At 65.9% G+C, this 16,888-nt stretch carries 14 protein-coding genes; 4 read left to right on the forward strand and 10 right to left on the reverse strand.

Annotated elements, in window-relative coordinates; all coding sequences use genetic code 11:
- Positions 1–49: 49 nt before the first annotated feature.
- Genes V474_RS06270 through V474_RS06295 form a run of 6 tightly spaced genes read right to left on the reverse strand, consistent with a single transcriptional unit; the run spans position 50 to position 6,766 of the window.
- The gene (locus V474_RS06270; RefSeq protein WP_059150589.1) at positions 50–703 is read right to left on the reverse strand and encodes a YjbE family putative metal transport protein; all 654 of its coding nucleotides are present in this window, start codon (positions 701–703) and stop codon (positions 50–52) included.
- On the reverse strand, positions 700–1,776 hold the full coding sequence (locus V474_RS06275; RefSeq protein WP_059150590.1) for a D-alanine--D-alanine ligase family protein: 1,077 nt from the start codon (positions 1,774–1,776) through the stop codon (positions 700–702). Before V474_RS06275 ends, V474_RS06270 begins: the two co-directional genes overlap by 4 nt.
- Positions 1,763–2,827 carry an AbrB family transcriptional regulator gene (locus V474_RS06280; RefSeq protein WP_201785992.1) on the reverse strand — a complete coding sequence of 355 codons (1,065 nt, stop codon included), beginning with the start codon at positions 2,825–2,827 and terminating at the stop codon, positions 1,763–1,765. Before V474_RS06280 ends, V474_RS06275 begins: the two co-directional genes overlap by 14 nt.
- 2 nt (positions 2,828–2,829) lie before the next feature.
- Complete coding sequence (locus tag V474_RS06285) at positions 2,830–4,131, reverse strand: CitMHS family transporter (RefSeq protein WP_059150591.1); 1,302 nt, start codon at positions 4,129–4,131, stop codon at positions 2,830–2,832.
- Between the two features lie 29 nt (positions 4,132–4,160).
- Complete coding sequence (locus tag V474_RS06290; protein WP_059150592.1) at positions 4,161–5,645, reverse strand: OprO/OprP family phosphate-selective porin; 1,485 nt, start codon at positions 5,643–5,645, stop codon at positions 4,161–4,163.
- On the reverse strand, positions 5,642–6,766 hold the full coding sequence (locus tag V474_RS06295; protein ID WP_082699604.1) for an ABC transporter substrate-binding protein: 1,125 nt from the start codon (positions 6,764–6,766) through the stop codon (positions 5,642–5,644). The genes V474_RS06290 and V474_RS06295 overlap by 4 nt, the downstream gene beginning before the upstream one ends.
- A 110-nt stretch (positions 6,767–6,876) precedes the next feature.
- Here V474_RS06295 and V474_RS06300 point away from each other — a divergent pair, with 110 nt between their 5' ends.
- From V474_RS06300 to V474_RS06315, 4 genes are all read left to right on the forward strand, one after another.
- Positions 6,877–7,542: a response regulator gene (locus V474_RS06300; RefSeq protein ID WP_059150594.1), complete on the forward strand. Its 666-nt coding sequence runs from the start codon at positions 6,877–6,879 to the stop codon at positions 7,540–7,542.
- Between the two features lie 3 nt (positions 7,543–7,545).
- Positions 7,546–8,937, forward strand: coding sequence for a sensor histidine kinase (locus V474_RS06305; protein WP_059150595.1), 1,392 nt, complete (start codon positions 7,546–7,548; stop codon positions 8,935–8,937).
- Between the two features lie 116 nt (positions 8,938–9,053).
- The gene (locus V474_RS06310; protein WP_059150596.1) at positions 9,054–9,848 is read left to right on the forward strand and encodes an SDR family oxidoreductase; all 795 of its coding nucleotides are present in this window, start codon (positions 9,054–9,056) and stop codon (positions 9,846–9,848) included.
- 65 nt (positions 9,849–9,913) lie between these two features.
- Positions 9,914–11,668 carry a chloride channel protein gene (locus tag V474_RS06315; protein WP_059150821.1) on the forward strand — a complete coding sequence of 585 codons (1,755 nt, stop codon included), beginning with the start codon at positions 9,914–9,916 and terminating at the stop codon, positions 11,666–11,668.
- A gap of 26 nt (positions 11,669–11,694) precedes the next feature.
- On the opposite strand, the gene V474_RS06320 is transcribed toward V474_RS06315, so the two are convergent.
- From V474_RS06320 to V474_RS06335, 4 genes are all read right to left on the reverse strand, one after another.
- The gene (locus tag V474_RS06320) at positions 11,695–13,602 is read right to left on the reverse strand and encodes a CocE/NonD family hydrolase (protein ID WP_059150597.1); all 1,908 of its coding nucleotides are present in this window, start codon (positions 13,600–13,602) and stop codon (positions 11,695–11,697) included.
- 85 nt (positions 13,603–13,687) lie between these two features.
- Entirely contained in the window at positions 13,688–15,652 is a 1,965-nt protein-coding gene (locus tag V474_RS06325; protein WP_043977585.1) for a potassium transporter Kup, read from the reverse strand.
- Between the two features lie 137 nt (positions 15,653–15,789).
- On the reverse strand, positions 15,790–16,494 hold the full coding sequence (locus V474_RS06330; protein WP_059150598.1) for a tetratricopeptide repeat protein: 705 nt from the start codon (positions 16,492–16,494) through the stop codon (positions 15,790–15,792).
- Positions 16,491–16,859: a cytochrome c-type biogenesis protein gene (locus V474_RS06335; protein ID WP_236710783.1), complete on the reverse strand. Its 369-nt coding sequence runs from the start codon at positions 16,857–16,859 to the stop codon at positions 16,491–16,493. Before V474_RS06335 ends, V474_RS06330 begins: the two co-directional genes overlap by 4 nt.
- Positions 16,860–16,888 lie beyond the last annotated feature (29 nt).

Genomic DNA, 16,888 nt, shown 5'->3' on the forward strand with positions numbered 1-16,888 from the left:
ATGTCCTATCCGGCCGAAGCCCTTTCAGGGGCTCGGGCCAGATCGGTCGTCAGAACAGCACGAGCAGTCCGCGCGAGGGGTCCACAAGGCCCTCCCAGATCATCTTGCCCGCGACATAGAGAATCACCAGCAGGCCGACGTAGGCAAGCCAGCGGTAACGCTCGATCACGCGCGCCAGGACGTTGGCGGCGAGACCCATCAGGGCGACGGACAGGACCAGACCGATGGCAAGGATGCCGGGATGATCGCGCGCGGCGCCGGCCACCGCCAGCACGTTGTCAAGGCTCATGCTGACATCGGCCACGGCCACGGCCCAGGCGGCAGCGGCAAAGCTGCGCGGGGCCGACTTGGTGATGGCGTCGGTATCGCCTTCACCATCATTTGCATCCTGAAGTTCGCGCCACATCTTCCATGCGACCCAGATAAGCAGCAAGCCGCCCGCGAAGACGAGGCCGACGAGCTGAAGCAACTGGCTTACCACCAACGCGAAGATCACGCGCAATACCAGCGCGGCCAGCACGCCGATCAGGATGACCTTGCGGCGCATTTGCGCGGGCAGGCCCGCTGCGAGAGCGCCCACGACGATAGCGTTATCCGCTGCCAGCATGATGTCGATCAGCACCACCTGCCCGAACGCAGCCAATGCGGCGGGGGAGCCAATGTTAGAGAAATCGGCAACGATGTGCTGCCACAGGTCGTTCATGCGGGGTCTTCCTTGTTGGTCCATGCGGCGCGGAGCGCGGCGACGAGAAAGTCGGAGTAGCGCCAGCCTGAGGCGGCAGCGGCGAGGGTGGACAGGCTGTCCTCGTCGGCGCGGCCCGGCCGGCCGGCGCCGGTCAGGTTGGGCTTGGCGTTGACGTCGAACAGAACGAACTGGCCGTCCGCATCGGCGCGGCAGTCGATGCGCATAGTGGCGCGGATTTCGAGCAGCGCGGCGGCGGCCTCGCAGGCTGCCGTTACGGCGGCGATGGCGGGCGCGGCCCACTCGGCGGCTGTCATCGCCGCGCTGTTGTGGCTGACGGGAACGTCGCCATTGTAGGGCGCAACGTCGTCCACCTGATCGAAGCGGTGCACCGGCGGCAGCGCGAAGGGCGCGGTTTCGCCGGGCCGCGCGGCGGCGGGCATGACGGTGATGGTAATTTCCGCACCGGGCAGGAACTGCTCCAGCATGATTGCGGGGCCGAAGCGGCGGCTGGCGGCCAGCGCGGCGACCTGGCTCGCCAGCTGGTCGAAATCGCGGGCCACGCCCACGCCCTGACTGCCGCGTCCGCGCAGGGGCTTGACCACCAGCGGCAGGCTGGACGCAAACGCTGCGATTTCGGCATCAAGGTCTACCGCATCCCCATCGATCAGCCACGAACGCGCCACCGGCAGGCCCGCTGCAAGAAGTTTGGCATTGGTCGCCGCCTTGTTGTCGATGGCCTGCATCGCCTGCGGGTCGGGGCCGACGATCCATGCCTGACGGCTGGCGGCCTCAATGGGGTGGCCGGCGAAGACAACGGTATTGGCCCAGAGCACCGTGGCCCCGGCCGCCAGCGCGGCGGCGATGCCCTCTGCCGTGTCGGGCCATACCCAATCAAAGACCTGCGTGGGATCGGGATTAGCCACCGGTGTCGCTAGCGTGCAGCCGGCGGAGCGTAGCGCGACGCCGATGTCGGCGCCGCTGTCGGAATAGCCGCCGGGCTTGGCTTCCTTGCGGGCGCCGTCGATCACCGGGGGCTCTATCGCCTGATAGAGGATGGCGATGGTCTGGAGCAAAGGATCAGGCAGGGTCATCGGCTGGGGCTCCCATGATGCGAAAGGCGAGCGGCGCGGCAACGATGACCAGCATCACGCGAACGAGGTGGTGAACGATCACAAAGCCCGCCTCGAGCGAGAGGCTGAGCGCGACCATGCTCATTTCCGCCACCCCGCCCGGCGAATAGGCCAGCGCGACGAGCGCGGGGTTTAGCCCCGTAGCCCAGCCAATGGCGAAGGCCCAGCAGAACGTCACCGCCAGCAGGATCGCGGTGGAGCCTGCCGCCAGCACCAGCGTGCGCATCAACGTGGCGAGGTCGAGGCCGACGAAGCGGCAACCGATCGTGGCGCCCAGCCCCACCTGCGCGGCGGCGATGGCCCAGGGCGGAATGTGAAAATCGCTCAGGCCCGAAAGGTGGACCACGGCGCTGACGAACAGCGGGCCCATCAGGTGCCATGCGGGGAAACGCAGCGCTCGGCCCACCAGTGCGCCCGCCACGGCGCAGCCCAGCGCCCACGGGAGCAGCGACCAGCCGGCCGCGCCCGCAACCTGCGGTGCGGCCAGGACCGGGGCGTGGACCTCTGCCTCGAAGGCGCGGATCAGGAACGGCAGGATGAATACGACGAGGAAGATGCGCGCGCCGTGGATCAGGCCCACCATGCGCTCGTCCGCGCCGCGTTCGGAGCCGAGAACCACCATTTCGGCGATGCCTCCCGGCACGCCCGAGAAATAGGCGGTCGGCGCATCGAACCCGGCGACGCGGCGAAAATAGAGGATACAGGCGAACGCCGCGATGCCCAGGAACACCGGCAGCAGCGCGATCGGCACGATCCACTCGGCCGCCTGGGTGAACAGGCCGGGATGGAACGCGCTGCCCAGCACGACGCCGATCACCGCCGCCATCGGCCTGCGGGTGGCGGCAGACGCCTCGATCGGCAGGCGCGCGATGCTGCCCGCCGCGCAGGCGAACATCGAGCCGAGTACCCACGGCAGCGGCGCCCCGATGAACCAGAACAGCGCCCCGCCAGCCGCGCCCAGAGCGAGCGCGGCGAGGAAGCGGGCAATCATACCGGTCGGGAACGCCGCCATTTTCATCCCACGAACGGGAATGCCAGTACCAGCATGCCCACCACGGTCATGACCAGGCAGCACAGCGCCGCCGGAACCAGCGCGAAGCGCTGGTGGTCGGCAAGGTCAACGCCCGCGAGGCTGACGAGCAGGTAGGTCGACGGCACCAGCGGGCTGAGCAAGTGGACAGGCTGGCCCATCAGCGAAGCGCGGGCGATCGCCATCGGCTCGACGCCGTAGTGGGCGCCCGCCTCGGCCAGGATCGGCAGCATGCCGAAGTAGAACGCATCGTTGGAGATGAAGAACGTACCCGGCAGGCTAAGCAGTGCGGTGATCGGGGCCATGTAGGGGCCGAGGAACGGCGGGATCACGCCGACCACTTCCTTGCTCATCGCTTCCACCATGCCCGTGCCCGACAGGATGCCGGTGAAGATACCCGCTGCGAAGATCAGGCCGACCACCGCCAGCACGTTGCCGGCGTGGGCGGCGATGCGCTCCTTCTGCGACTTGGTATCAGGATAGTTGGCGATCATGGCGATGGCGAAAGCCAGCATCATCAGGATCGGCAGCGGCAGCACGCCCCACACCAGCAGCACCAGCAGCGCGATGACCAGCACGGCGTTGAACCAGATCAGCTTCGGGCGGCGCGCCTCGGGCCACTGCGACACCGCGAGGTCGGCAGCGTCGAGAACGGCGGGAAGTTCCACCTTGCCGATGCGGCGGCGTTCCTTGCGACCGAAGTGGATCGCCAGCAGGATCAAAAACGCAAGGCCCGCGATCATGCCGGGGATCAGCGGCACGAACAGCGTGGCCGGATCGAGCTTGAGGGCGCTGGCAGCGCGGGCGGTGGGGCCGCCCCACGGCGTCAGATTCATCACGCCGCTGGTCACCATCAGCAGGCAGACCAGATGCAGCCGGTTCATGTCGAACCGCTTGTAGAGCGGCAGCATCGCCGCCATCGTGATGATGTAGGTTGTCGAACCGTCACCATCGAGGCTGACCAGCGCGCACAGCACGACCGAGCCGATGAGGATACGCATCGGATCGCCGTGGACCAGCCGGATCAGCTTGCCAACTAGCGGGTCGAACAGGCCGGTGTCGGTCATCGTGCTGAAGAACAGGATGGCGAACAGCAGCATGACGCCCGTAGGGGCCAGCTTCTTCAGGCCGTCGATCATCATGTCGCCAAGGCCCGCGTGAAAGCCGGCGAGCAGCGCGAAAAGCGTGGGCACGACGATCAGCGCAACCAGCGGTGTCATCCGCTTGGTCATGATAAGCGTCATGAATGTGGCCACCATCAGGAAGCCGATCAGAGCAAGGCTCATGATTGTCCTTTACGTATCTGTAAGAGGGATCAGAACGTCACGCCGACACGCGCGGAAAGCGTCTCGCCGTCGTCCTTGCCGGTGTAGACACCGGCGGTATTGTTGGTGTTCCAGTGGATCGCGTTGACCTGGAAGCGCGTGAAGCTGTTGAGATACCAGTTCACGCCCAGCGTCGCCGCCCAGCCATCCGCCGGGGTGACGATGTCGTCGAAGGCAAGGTTTTCGTAGCGCGCCGTGATCTCGATGGCGCCTGGGCCACCCTCGAAGATCGACTGCTTGACCTTGGGCTGGCCGAAGCTGCCAAGGCGCGGGTTGTAGGGCGGAAGGTCGCCGGTGATGAACCAGCCGCCGCTCACGCTCCAGGCCTTGGTCACGAAGTCGGGGCGGCCATTGTCGAGCCGCGCATGGCGCTCACCCGCCTCGCCCATGACCCAGACCGGTCCGGAATAGCCGCCCAGTTCGACGCCGTAGCCGGTGGTGCCGGTGCCGCCGATAAGGTTGCCGGTCGACAGGCGCAGTGCGCCGTTGAAGCGGCCGCCGATCACGGTGTTGCGCGTCAGGGTGTTCTTGCCGGGGTGCAGCATTTCGTCGAAGCCCCAGATGCCGACATGCAGCACCTGACGGTCAGACTTGATCGGATTCCAGTGTGCGCGGCCGAGCACGGTACGGTTGTCGGACGATGACTGGTCGCCATCAATGCGGTCGCCGGTCAGGGTGAGCGAGGCGTGGCCGGTCTTCCAGAACAGGCGCGGCATGATGCCGAGGCCATAGAAGGCGCGCTGCGGGATGATCGCGGTGGCGACCACGGTGCGTTCGAGGAACGGCGTCGAATCCGAGCCGGTCGAGCCTTCGAAGCTGCGGTCGTTGAACAGGTGGCCGATGCGCACATCGTAATCGAGGCCCGGCGAGATACGATTGCGCCAGCCCATGAAGGCGGTGACGACGTCCACTTCGTTCTCCGAGAAATCGCTCTCGAACTGGTAGAAGAAGTGCGTGCCCACGGTGCCTTCGAGGCCCATCCGCAGGGCGCGCATGCCGGTGGTGGTGATGTTGCGGCCATCCGACTTCGAACCGAACGAGGTGCTGACGTCGGTAATGATGCGCCCGCGCGGCTTGAAGGTGAACATGCCGTCGGCAGAGTGGAATACGGGCAGGCCCTGCCCCCATTCTGTGCTGCCGCCCGCCGCCGCAACCGCTGCGGCGCGGATACGCTCGACGTTGCGCTCAGCTGGACCGGGGGGGAGGAGCTGTGCGGCGTAAGGCTGCGTCACGATCGGCTCGGGCAGCGTGGCAGGCTCGGCGGCTGCCAGTACCGGCGCAGGCAGCTGCGGGGTTGCCGCGGCCACCGTGCGCTCGGCCTCAAGGCGGTCCACACGTTGGCGCAGCGAGGCGATCTCAGCAGCCTGCGCGCGCACGAGATCGGCAAGATCGTCACGGCTGGGGGCCTGTGCAAGAGCCGGGGTGGCGGCGATCAGTGCGGCAAATGCAGCGCCGGCCTTCAGGTATCCTGTCATGGCTTATTTTTTCCGGAGGCAAGGATCGTATTCCATTCGCGCAGGAAGCGCTCGCGGGTCAGGCGATCAAGGTTGACGAGAAGCTGGGGGCCGACGCGAACCGTGCGCGCCTGTCCAGCAGGGAGGCGGCGCGCCTGAATATCGCTGCGCACCGGCCAGAGACTATGCCGGGCGAGTTGCCCCTGCCCGGCGCGGGAAAGCAGAAAGTCGAGGAACAGGCGTGCGGCCGCCGGATGGCGCGCCTCGCGCGAGATGAAGGCGATGCGCGATGTCACCAGCGTGTAATCGCGCGGAAAAACGACGCCGAGATCGGGGTGCCAGCGCGCCTGCTCCAGCGCGTAAGACCCGATCACGTTGTAGGCGATCGCGAGCTTGCCCGAAGCGACGCCGGCCAGCATCGGCCCGGTATTGGTCGCCAGGACCGGCCCGGTATCGGCGATCGCCTTCATCAGGCTGCGGGTGTCGCGCGTAGTCTGGAAGTCCTGCGAAAGATAAAGATAGCCGGTGTTCGAGCGGGCCGGATCGAATGTCGCCACTTTGCCGGTAAAGTCGGCGCGGCGCGTGCGCAGCAGGTTTTCGAGATCCTGATGGCTGCGCGGCACTTGTGCGGGCGGCACCAGCTTGCGGTTGTAGACGATGCCGATCGGCTCGGCAGTGACGCCGTAACCCATGTTCTTCCACACCGCCGTCTCGGGCAACGCGGGCTTTTCGGGACTGGCGTATTGCTGCGCGTAGCCGTCGTTGATGAGCTTGATCTGCTGGTCCATCGCCGAGGACCAGACGATGTCCGCCGAATACTGACGGCGGCGCGTCTCGCTCACGAAGCGGCGGTACATTTCGGTGGAGCCAAGGTCAGCATAAAACACCTTGATGCCCGGGTAGGCGCGCTTGAACGCCTCGACCACCGGCACCAGCTCGGCGCGGTCGGCATTGGCGTAGATACGCACGCGCCCTTCGGTGCGGGCATCGGCGATGGTGGTGTCATAGGAGCGCGGATAGCCTGCCGGACGCTGGACGGCGGTGCTGGGCTTGGGCGCGGAGTTCGCGCCAGCCGGCTTCTGCGCAGCCGCAGGCACCGCTAGAAGCGCCGCTATTGCCAGAAGGGGTGTAAGAATGCGCAATGCCAGTTCCTCTCGCTTTCCGCCTCGAATGTCGGATAAGCACTGCCGATGTCTTACGCCCGCAAGCTGTCATTCACCTTTCACGGTGTACCCAGGTACGAATCCCGCTCATGCGCATTCTGATCGTCGAGGATGATGCCGCGCTTGCGCGGGCCATCATTGCGCTGCTGCGCGTGGCGGGCCATGCCGTCGATCACGTGTGCTGCGGGGAGGATGCCCTGTCGGTCCTCGGCAGCGAGCCTTATTCGCTGGTCATCCTTGACGTCGGCCTGCCTGATATCGACGGCTTCGAGGTTCTCGCCCGCATACGTGCCCGGGGCGATCAGGCGCAGGTCCTGATGCTGACCGCCCGCGACGGCCTGGACGACCGCGTGCGCGGGCTTGACCTTGGAGCCGACGATTACTTGCGCAAACCTTTCGAGGTGGAGGAACTGGAAGCCCGCGTGCGTGCGCTGGGCCGCAGGCGCGGCGGCGATGCCGCGCCCGAAGTGCGGATCGGCACGATGACCATCAACCGCTCCACCGGGCGGGTGGAAGTGGACGGGCGCCTTGTCGAACTGCGCCGCCGCGAATGGTCGGTGCTGGAAGCGCTGTCGGCGCGCGCCGGCCAGATCGTCTCCCGCGAGACGTTGCAAGCCGAAGTGTTCGGCTTCGACGATCCGGTCGGCTCCAACGCGCTGGAAGTGAACGTGACGCGCCTGCGCAGCAAGCTGGCCCCGGACGGCCCGGCGATCCGCACGGTGCGCGGGGTCGGGTACATGCTCGACCGCACCTAGGCGATGAGTGAAACCGCGAAACTACGGCGCGCGGTCTCTCTGCGCCACCGGCTCCTGGCGGCAATGATGGGTCCGCTGGTGATCCCGGCGCTGGCGCTGGGCCTGATCGGCTGGGTGCTGATCGCCGACGTCGTTCGCCGCACCAACGACCGTGTGCTGGGCGGCGCGCTCGGCGCGATCGCGGAGACGGTGCAAGTGGAAAACGGCGAAGTCACGCTGGACCTGCCGCCCGCCGCCTTCGGGATGCTGGAAAACAGCGAGCGCGATAACGTCTACTATCGCATCGCTGTCGCCGGGCGCGTGGTGACCGGGTATGCCGACCTGCCCGCACCCACTATCCGGGGCCTGCCCTCGGACCAGCCCCGCTTCCGCTTTGCGACATATCGCGGCCAGTCGATCCGCATCGCCGAAATCCGGCGCGACCTGCCGCGAATCGCCGGCCCGGTAGTCGTGCAGGTGGCTGAAACCCTCGAAAACCGCCGCGCGCTTGAACGGGGGCTGATGACTGCACTGCTGATCGGTGAATTCGTACTGATGGGCATCGTCCTGCTGCTGATTCGCCCGGCGCTGCAATGGAGCCTGCGCCCGCTGGCCGAACTGCGCACCGTGATCGAGGCGCGCGACACCCGCGCCGCGCCCGACCTGTCGCCGCTCCAGACCGGGCCCCTGCCCGCCGAACTGCAGCCGCTGTCGCGCTCGTTCGACCGCCTGCTGGCACGGCTCGACTATGCCACGACGGGGATGCGGCGCTTCACCGCCGATGCCTCGCACCAGATGCGCACGCCGCTTTCGGTGCTCAAGGTACAGGTTGCGCTGGCCCGGCGCGGCTCGCACGAAGCGCTGCGCGAGATCGAGGAAGCAACTGACCGCCTGGAACGCCTGCTGACCCAGCTCCTCGCCCTTGCCCGCGCCGATGAGGCGGGCAAGCAGCCTCCCTTCGAACGTATCGACCTGCGTGAAGTAAGCCAGGCGGTCATCTCCCGTCGCATCCGGCAGGCCATCGATGCCGACGTGGAACTGCGCCTGGATTGCGAAGGCGACGGACCGTTCTGCATCGACGGGCACCGCACACTGGTGTTCGAAATGCTCTCCAACCTCGTCGACAACGCCATCCGCTACAACCGGCGCGGCGGCGAGGCGACGATTGGCCTTGAGATGCGGGAAGACCATGCCTGGCTGTCCGTCAGCGACACCGGCCCCGGTATCCCGGCCGCCTCGCGCGATCATGCACTGGACCGTTTCGCCCGCCTGCAGGGCGAACAGGGACCGGCGGGCAGCGGGCTGGGCCTGGCAATCGTCAAGGCGGTAGTCGAACGGCTGGGCGCCCGGCTGGAACTGCACGATGCTGCGCCGGGCCTGCGTGTAACGGTCACGTTTATGGCATCCGAGGGCTGATCCCCCCCGCCCGAGCGATGCTTGCAGCAGGCTGGCATCCCGTTTTCGACATACGCCGGGGGACTGCGCTAGCCACACTTGCATATGATTCGAATGGCTCAGGGAAAGCAGCAGCAATGAAGATCGACGACAGCCTGGCCGCGATCGTCACCGGCGGCGCTTCGGGGCTTGGCCGCGCCAGCGCGCAGGCGCTGGCCGATGCCGGGATCAAGGTTGCAATCTTCGATATCAGCGAGGATGCGGGCGAGGCCTTCGCCGCGCAAATCGGCGGCGTGTTCTGCAACGTCAACATCATGGACGAGGACAGCGTCGAAGCGGGCTTCGCCAAAGCCCGCGCCGCCCACGGACAGGAACGCATCATCGTCCATTGTGCGCTCGTCGCGGGCGGCGGCAAGACCGTCTCGTTCGACAAGAAGTCCGGCGCCTACAAACGCACCGCCACCGAACAGATTGCCAAATCGGCGGAAGGCATCTTCACCGCCTCGTACCGCGTCGCTTCGATCGCGGCGCTGGGCATGGCGAACGCCGACCCGCTGAACGAGGACGGGGAGCGCGGAACGATCATCCTGACGTCCTCCGCCGCCGCGCAGGACGGGCAGGTCGGGCAGGTCGCCTATGGCGGCGGCAAGGGCGCGGTGAACGCCATGGTCCTGCCCATGGCGCGCGACCTGATGGACCTGGGCATCCGGGTCAACGCGATCATGCCGGGCACCTTTGCCACCCCGCCGATGCTGCGCGTGAAGGAACATGCGCCCGAGGTTTACGAGAACCTCGGCAAGGCCGTGCCCTTCCCCCGCCGCCTCGGCCACCCTGAGGAATTCGGCTCCTTGGTGCTGGAACTGGTGCGTAACATCTATTTCAACGGCCAGTGCATTCGCCTCGACGGCGCGATCAGGATGCCGCCGAAGTAAAGCCTTCTGCTTCGCCCAGCCGCGAGGTGCTTGACAGCACCTTGCGGCTGGGCCCAATCGGCCCGATGCGACGCGCGGGCACAAATGCATTAAAAGCCTTGTTCGTCCGCCAGCGGCGGCGCCTGCGTGAAAGTGAAATGGCTTTCATCGTGCTCGCCTTGCTTGCAGGACTGGCGGCAGGGTGGATGACCAACCTGCAGGCGTGGCTGGCTCACAGCATGCAGGAAGTGTTCTACGGCGTGACCGTGAACCGCCTCAGCGCGCTGGGCGAGATCAAGCATCCTTGGCGCCTGCTGGCCTTGCCGTCGGGCGGCCTTGCCCTGGTGGCGATGAGCTACATGCTGCGCCGCCGCCGCCGCGCGCCGATCGACGTCGTGGAAGCCAATGCCCTGCACAGCGGGCAGATACCCTTTGTCGACAACCTTGTCATTTCTGCCCAGACCCTGATCTCGAATGGCGTCGGCGCTTCTGTCGGGCTGGAGGCGGCCTATGCGCAAATGGGCGGCGGCGTCGCCTCAGTACTGGGACAGTGGTTCAAACTGCGCCGAGCCGACATGCGCACCCTGGTGGGCGCAGGCGCCGGCGCTGCGGTTGGCGCAGCCTTCGGCGCGCCGTTGGCAGGCGCCTTCTATGCCTTCGAGATCGTCATCGGCAGCTACACGCCCGCTGCCGTCGCCCCAGTGGTTGCGGCCGCACTGGGCGCCGCCTTCATCACCCGCGCCCTCGGCGTGGAGCCGTATCTCATCGCTTCCAGCGCAGACCGCGTGCTGACCACCGGCGACTATTTCGTCTACGTGGTCCTCGGCCTTGCCTGCGCGCTGGTGGGGATCGCCCTGATGCGGCTGGTGACCTTTGCGGAAATGCAGGTCCAGAAAGTCGGCCGGATTTCCCGCTGGAAGCCGGTGATCGGCGGGCTGCTGCTGATGCCGCTGGCGATGGTGACCCCGCAGACGCTTTCCGCCGGCCACGGTGCGATGCACCTCAATCTGGCGATGCAGCCGGCGTTGCAGTTCCTGCTGGTGGTGCTGGTGGTGAAGATCGCGGCTTCGGTGATTTCGCTTAGCTTCGGATTTCGCGGCGGACTGTTCTTCGCCTCGCTTTTCCTGGGATCGCTGGTCGGACTGATCTTCGCGGCGCTGGTCGCAATGCTGCCGTTGAACATCAATCTGGACGTGAACGACGCCGCGCTGGTCGGCATGGCGGCGCTGGCGGTATCCGTCGTGGGCGGGCCGATGACGCTGGCAATCCTGATGCTGGAGACCACGCACGATTTCGCCCTGATGGGCGTGGTGCTGACCGCATCGCTGGTATCGAGCGCGCTGACGCGCGAAACCTTCGGTTATTCTTTCTCCACCTGGCGTCTCCATGTGCGCGGCTCAATCGTGCGCAGCCCGCGCGATATCGGCTGGATGCTCAGTCTCACGGCCGGGCGAATCATGCGCACGGACTGGGTCAGCGTGCCCGCCGACCTTTCCATCGCCGACTTTCGTGCGCGCGTGGCGCTGGGCTCCACGAGCAAGGCTGTCCTGCTGGACGGAGACGAGCACTACGTTGGCATCGTGACGACCGCATCCGCATACAATCCGGAAACCGTGCCGGAAACGCAGGTCGGCATATTGGCGACGCTGGCGGACAACACGCTGTCACCTGCCACCGACATCCGCGCCATGCTGAAAGCCTTCGACCTTGCGGCGGCGGACGAACTGGCGGTGGTCGACGGCGTAGGCAACGTGGTCGGCGTGGTGACCGAACGCCACGCACGCCGCCGGTACTTCGAGGAAATCGAAGCGTCGCAGCGGGCCCTTTTCGGCGAAACCTGATCCTTGGGTCTCGCCGAAAAGCCTCTTCAGTCCTTCGCCACCGGCAGCCAGACGGCGCTTGCCGCATCGCCGCCCCAGTGGATCGTCTCAGTTGCCTTCACGTAGTCCGAAGGCTTGGCCTCCATGATCGAAGGCACCCAGCTCTGCGGGTTGCGATCGTAAAGCGGGAACAGGCTGGACTGCACCTGCACCATGATCCGGTGCCCCGGGAGGAACACGTGATCGACATTGGGCAGCGACCACTTGAAGCCATAGGTCTTACCCGGCTCCAGCGCCTTGGGGGCCGAAAATCCGTCGACGTAGCGGCCGCGGAATATCTCGATGCCGATGGCCAACTGATAGCCCGCCATCGCCGGATTGGCGGTGTTTTCCTGCGGATAGACGTCGATCAGCTTGACCACGAAATCACTGTCGCGCCCGCTGGTCGCCGCGCGCAGATCCACCTTGGGCGCGCCCTTGATGTGGAGCGGCTTGTCCAGCACGCCGGTGGAATAACTGAGCACGTCGGTTCGCCCGTCGACGAACCGCTGGTCGTGGACCAGCCAGGTCTTCCACTCGTCTCCCGACATGGTGATCGGACGCGGCAGCATCGGCACCGGCTTGGCGGGGTCGGAGACGTAGCTGTCGCTGCCGGCCTGCGATTTAGCCCATGACAGCCCCGCATTCGCGGCAAGGTACAGCGGGGTGTAATCGCCCGCAGGCCACTGCGGAGACACTTCCCAGCGGTTCTCGCCGGTGGCGTATGTCAGCACCGGCGGCGTTTCGCAGGCAGGCGCGTTGGTCTTCAGGTGGCAGTCGAAGAACGGCTTCATGTAGCGCGTACGAAACTGCAGACCGGTATCGCCTTCCCATTTCAGCGCGCCGAGTTCGCGCGCCTCGTAGTTGACCTGCGAATGACGCCAGGGCCCGATCACCAGGCTGACCATGTCGCTGGGCGTGCCGTTCGCCTTCAGCGCCTGGTAGACCGCCGGCGCGCCGTAGCTGTCCTCCTGATCCCACTGCCCGACTACGAGCATGGTCGGCACGGTCAGCTTGCGCGCGCCCAGCAGCTTGTCGACCGCCTGCCCCTGCCACCACGCATCATAGCTGGGATGTTCGAGAACCTTGCGCGTCACCGGAAGGTCTGTGAGGCCGTATGCCTTGGCATAGTCCATCGCCGAGCCTGCCTGAAGGTAAGCGGTGTAATCGTCGCCGGTCCCGCGCGGCACCGCACCGCCGCCCTTCTTGACCGTCTGGCCCAGATCGTAGTCGAAACCGAAAGTGCGGAAGGCACCGTTGTGGAACCAGTCGTCGCCCATCCAGCCGTCGACCATCGGGCTCTGCGGGACGGCCGCCTTCAGCGCCGGATGCGGATCGATGAGCGCCATCAGCGACGTGAAGCCAAGGTAGGACGAGCCGGTGATGCCGACCCTGCCATTGCTCTCCTTCACGTTCTTCACCAGCCAGTCGATGGTGTCGTAGGCGTCGGTGGCGTGATCGACTTTGGTCTTGTTTAGCGGCCCGCGCAGGGGCCGGTTCATCACATAGTCGCCTTCCGAACCGTCCAGACCGCGCACGTCCTGGTAGACGCGGATATAGCCGTCGTTGACGAATTCGGCGTCGGAGACGGGAAGGATTTCCTCGATCTTCTGGCTACGATTGCGACTGGTGGACTTGTCCGCGTTATAAGGCGTACGGCTGAGCAGGATCGGCCCTTCGGTTGTGCCCTTGCGGAAGACGATGACGGTATAGAGCTTGGTCCCGTCACGCATAGGCACCATGACCACACGGCGCACGTAATCGGCCTGGGGGCGCACCCAGTCGTACGACTTCACCTGTTCGTTCATCATGGTGTCAGTGGGCGCCTGCCCCTGCGCGGCGGCGAGGGGGGCGGCGATGGCGGATGCGAGCGAGGTCAGTGCCAGGCCCGCGGCTATCCCGGTCAGTTTGATCATGGGCCATGGGTGCCGCGCCGGGCAGGCGCGGTCAAGGGGTGAGGCGTTCACGACGCAGGGCGAACCGCTCCGCGCCCGTTAGCGCTCAGATTTCCAGCTGGCTACCCAGTTCCACCACGCGGTTCGTAGGCAGGCGGAAGAACTCCATCGCGCTGGCCGCATTACGCATCATCCAAGCGAACAGCTTTTCGCGCCAGATCATCATGCCAGGTTTCTCCGAAGGCACCAGCGTCTGGCGCGAGAGGAAGAAACTCGTCTTCATCATCTCGAACGGGCCGCCACACATCGGTGCGTGGGCAAGCGCTGCGGGAATGTCGGTTTCCTCCATGAAACCGTAGCGCAGCGTCATGCGGTAGAAGCCCTGCCCCAGTTCGACCACCGTGAAGCGCTCCGGCGGCTCTACGTAAGGCACGTCCTGAACCTCTACCGTGAGCACCACCACGCGTTCATGCAGCACCTTGTTGTGCTTGATGTTGTGCAGCAGCGCCGAAGGCACGCCCATGTTGCTGGATGCCATGAAGATCGCCGTGCCGGGCACGCGCGTGGCGCTGCCGTGGGCGCTTTTCGCGAAGACGTTGAGGGGCAGCGCCGCCTCGGTCATCCGGTCGCGCATGAGGCGGCGGCCCTTGTTCCAGGTCGTCAGCAGGGTGAAGGCGATGCCGCCGATCATCAGCGGGAACCAGCCGCCGTCCGGCACCTTGGTGGCGTTGGCGGCGAAGTAGGCACCGTCGACCACAAAGAAGGTCACGATCACCGGGATCGCCAGCCACAGCTTCCACTTCCACAGCACGATCAGCAGCACCGCCATCAGGCAGGTGTCGATGAGCATCGCGCCGGTCACCGCGATGCCATAGGCCGAGGCGAGGTTGGACGAGTTCTGGAACACCAGCACCAGCACGATCACGCCGGTCATCAGCGCCCAGTTGACGAAGGGGATGTAGATCTGCCCCACTTCGTGTTCGCTGGTGTGGCGGGTGGAAAGGCGCGGGATAAAGCCCAGTTGCATCGCCTGATGGGTGATCGAGAACGCACCGGAGATCACCGCCTGGCTGGCAATGAAGGCGGCGCAGCTTGCCAGGATCACCAGCGGCAGGCGCAGCGATTCGGGCGCAAGGTTGAAGAACGGGTTCTCCATGGCGACAGCCGCCTGCGCGTCGTCGAGCCGCAGGATCATCGCCGCCTGGCCGAAGTAGTTGATGAGCAGGCACGGCATCACGAAGCCGAACCACGACAGGCGCATGGGCCCGCGTCCGAAGTGCCCCATGTCCGAATAAAGCGCCTCGGCACCGGTCACCGCCAGCACGACCGAGCCCAGGGCGAGAAAGCCCAGCACCTTGTCGGTCAGGAAGAACTGGATCGCGAACCACGGGTTCAGCGCTTTCAGCACTTCGGGCATCTGCACCAGGTGATAGAAGCCCAGCACCGCGAGAACGATGAAGTAGACCACCATCACCGGTGCGAACAGTGCGCCGACCTTGGCCGTGCCGCTTTTCTGGATGACGAACAGCCCCACCAGCAGCACCAGCGCGATCGGCAGGACGAACGGCGCCAGATCAGACTGGACGACCGTGAGGCCCTCGACCGCCGAGAGCACCGAGACTGCCGGGGTGATCATCGAGTCGCCGTAGAACAGCGATGTCGCGAAGACGCCCAGCAAAACCACGAGGTAGCCGTAGCTGGACTTCTTTATCGAACCGGAAATCAGCGCGACGAGCGCAAGGCTGCCGCCCTGCCCCTTGTTGTCGGCGCGCATCAGCACACTGACGTACTGGACCGAGACGACCAGCGTCATCGACCAGAAGATGAGGCTGACGACACCCAGAATATGCAGTTCATCGATCGCCAGCGGGTGCGGGCCGACGAAAGTCTCACGAAAAGCGTAGATCGGGCTGGTGCCGATGTCGCCGAAGACGACACCCACCGCGCCCAGCGCCAGCTTCGTGATATTGCCGGATCCGTGGCCGGAACCATGACCCGATATCGGAGACTCGAACGCCGCCGGAGCTATCGCCGCCGGGACATTGGACGTGTCCGCACTTCCATCACTCATTCCAGCGTCCTGTCATGGACTCGCAGCGACGCATTCACCGCTGCGGCAAGGATGTGGCCGTTAGCAGCATGGATGGGGGCAGGCAACGATACTTACAAGCTGTCCCCGGCGTGGACATGTACCGTTCAGGCAAGCGGCTACTGTCCCTGAACGGGGGCCGGCGAAGCTGACGATTCGGGCGCGGACGATGAGTGCCCAGAAGGTGCCGCCTCGCCCTTCTGCGCCGCGATCAACGCATCCAGCCGCTGGAGCTGCTGTGCGAGCGGCGCGCTCCATTGAGCGTCGGCGGGCGCCCGTTCCAGCACTCCTGCCCAAAGCGCGCGTGCCTCGGCAAGGCGGCCTTCCTGCGCGAAGGCAAGGCCAAGGAAGAACGGCGGCCCCGGCGCATCGGGATCCGCCCTGGCGGCACGGCGATAGGCATAGAGCGCCGCCGGGGTCAGCGAGTTGTCGGCATGGGCAACGATGGCGTTGGCCATGGCCAGCCATGCCTCGGAACTCTTGGGGTCTTCCTCCACCGCGATGCGCAGCACTTCGGCGGCATCGGCATAGCGCCCGTTGCGCGCGAAGGCATCGGCGGTGACCACCCAGCGATTGAGAGTGGGAATACCGCTGTTGGTGACCTTCGAGCGCGCCTCGACCAGCGCGGCCGCATTGCCCGATATCTGCTCACTGGCAATCTTGGGCGCGCCCGCCTCTCCGGGCGAGCCTTGCGTGACGTAGCCGGCGATCCCCAGCAAAACCGCCGAGCCGACCGCCTCGCGCCCGCCGCGAGGCACCTTGAGAACGAACAGCAGCAGCACGACTACGACAACTGCGAGGCCGATGACGAAAACCCAGGTCACTTCGCGTCTCCCGTCTTGCCGGTAAAGCGGCGGCGCAGCAGCAGGAACGCGATCAGCATGAGGAACACAGGCACCGCAAACAGCGGCCAGGTCAGGCCGGTCAGTTGCGGGGCATAGCTGACATAATCACCGTAGCGCTCGATCAGCCAGGCGCGAATCGCCTCGGGGTCTTCGCCGGCCGCGATCCGTTCCCGCACGAGGCTGCGCATGGAACCGGCGATCGGCGCATCCGAATCGGCTATCGACTGGCCCTGACACTGCAGGCAGCGCAGGCTTTCCATCAGGTCCTGCGCCTTGGTTTCCTTGGCCGGATCGTCAAGCTGTCGATAGGCATAAGGCGCGGTGGATTGCTCCTCCTGCGCCATGGCGGGGGCCGTCAACGCGAGGCCCAGTG

This window comes from Novosphingobium barchaimii LL02 (assembly GCF_001046635.1).
GTDB lineage: Bacteria > Pseudomonadota > Alphaproteobacteria > Sphingomonadales > Sphingomonadaceae > Novosphingobium > Novosphingobium barchaimii.

Excerpts from the sequence above, each read along its gene's own strand:
- V474_RS06280 (WP_201785992.1), bottom strand. The coding sequence starts at position 2,827 with ATGGCGGCGTTCCCGACCGGTATGATTGCCCGCTTCCTCGCCGCGCTC.
- V474_RS06315 (WP_059150821.1), top strand. The coding sequence starts at position 9,914 with ATGCGACGCGCGGGCACAAATGCATTAAAAGCCTTGTTCGTCCGCCAG.
- V474_RS06310 (WP_059150596.1), top strand. The coding sequence starts at position 9,054 with ATGAAGATCGACGACAGCCTGGCCGCGATCGTCACCGGCGGCGCTTCG.
- V474_RS06305 (WP_059150595.1), top strand. The coding sequence starts at position 7,546 with ATGAGTGAAACCGCGAAACTACGGCGCGCGGTCTCTCTGCGCCACCGG.
- V474_RS06320 (WP_059150597.1), bottom strand. The coding sequence starts at position 13,602 with ATGATCAAACTGACCGGGATAGCCGCGGGCCTGGCACTGACCTCGCTC.
- V474_RS06300 (WP_059150594.1), top strand. The coding sequence starts at position 6,877 with ATGCGCATTCTGATCGTCGAGGATGATGCCGCGCTTGCGCGGGCCATC.
- V474_RS06335 (WP_236710783.1), bottom strand. The coding sequence starts at position 16,859 with ATGGCGCAGGAGGAGCAATCCACCGCGCCTTATGCCTATCGACAGCTT.
- V474_RS06275 (WP_059150590.1), bottom strand. The coding sequence starts at position 1,776 with ATGACCCTGCCTGATCCTTTGCTCCAGACCATCGCCATCCTCTATCAG.
- V474_RS06270 (WP_059150589.1), bottom strand. The coding sequence starts at position 703 with ATGAACGACCTGTGGCAGCACATCGTTGCCGATTTCTCTAACATTGGC.
- V474_RS06325 (WP_043977585.1), bottom strand. The coding sequence starts at position 15,652 with ATGAGTGATGGAAGTGCGGACACGTCCAATGTCCCGGCGGCGATAGCT.
- V474_RS06285 (WP_059150591.1), bottom strand. The coding sequence starts at position 4,131 with ATGAGCCTTGCTCTGATCGGCTTCCTGATGGTGGCCACATTCATGACG.
- V474_RS06290 (WP_059150592.1), bottom strand. The coding sequence starts at position 5,645 with ATGACAGGATACCTGAAGGCCGGCGCTGCATTTGCCGCACTGATCGCC.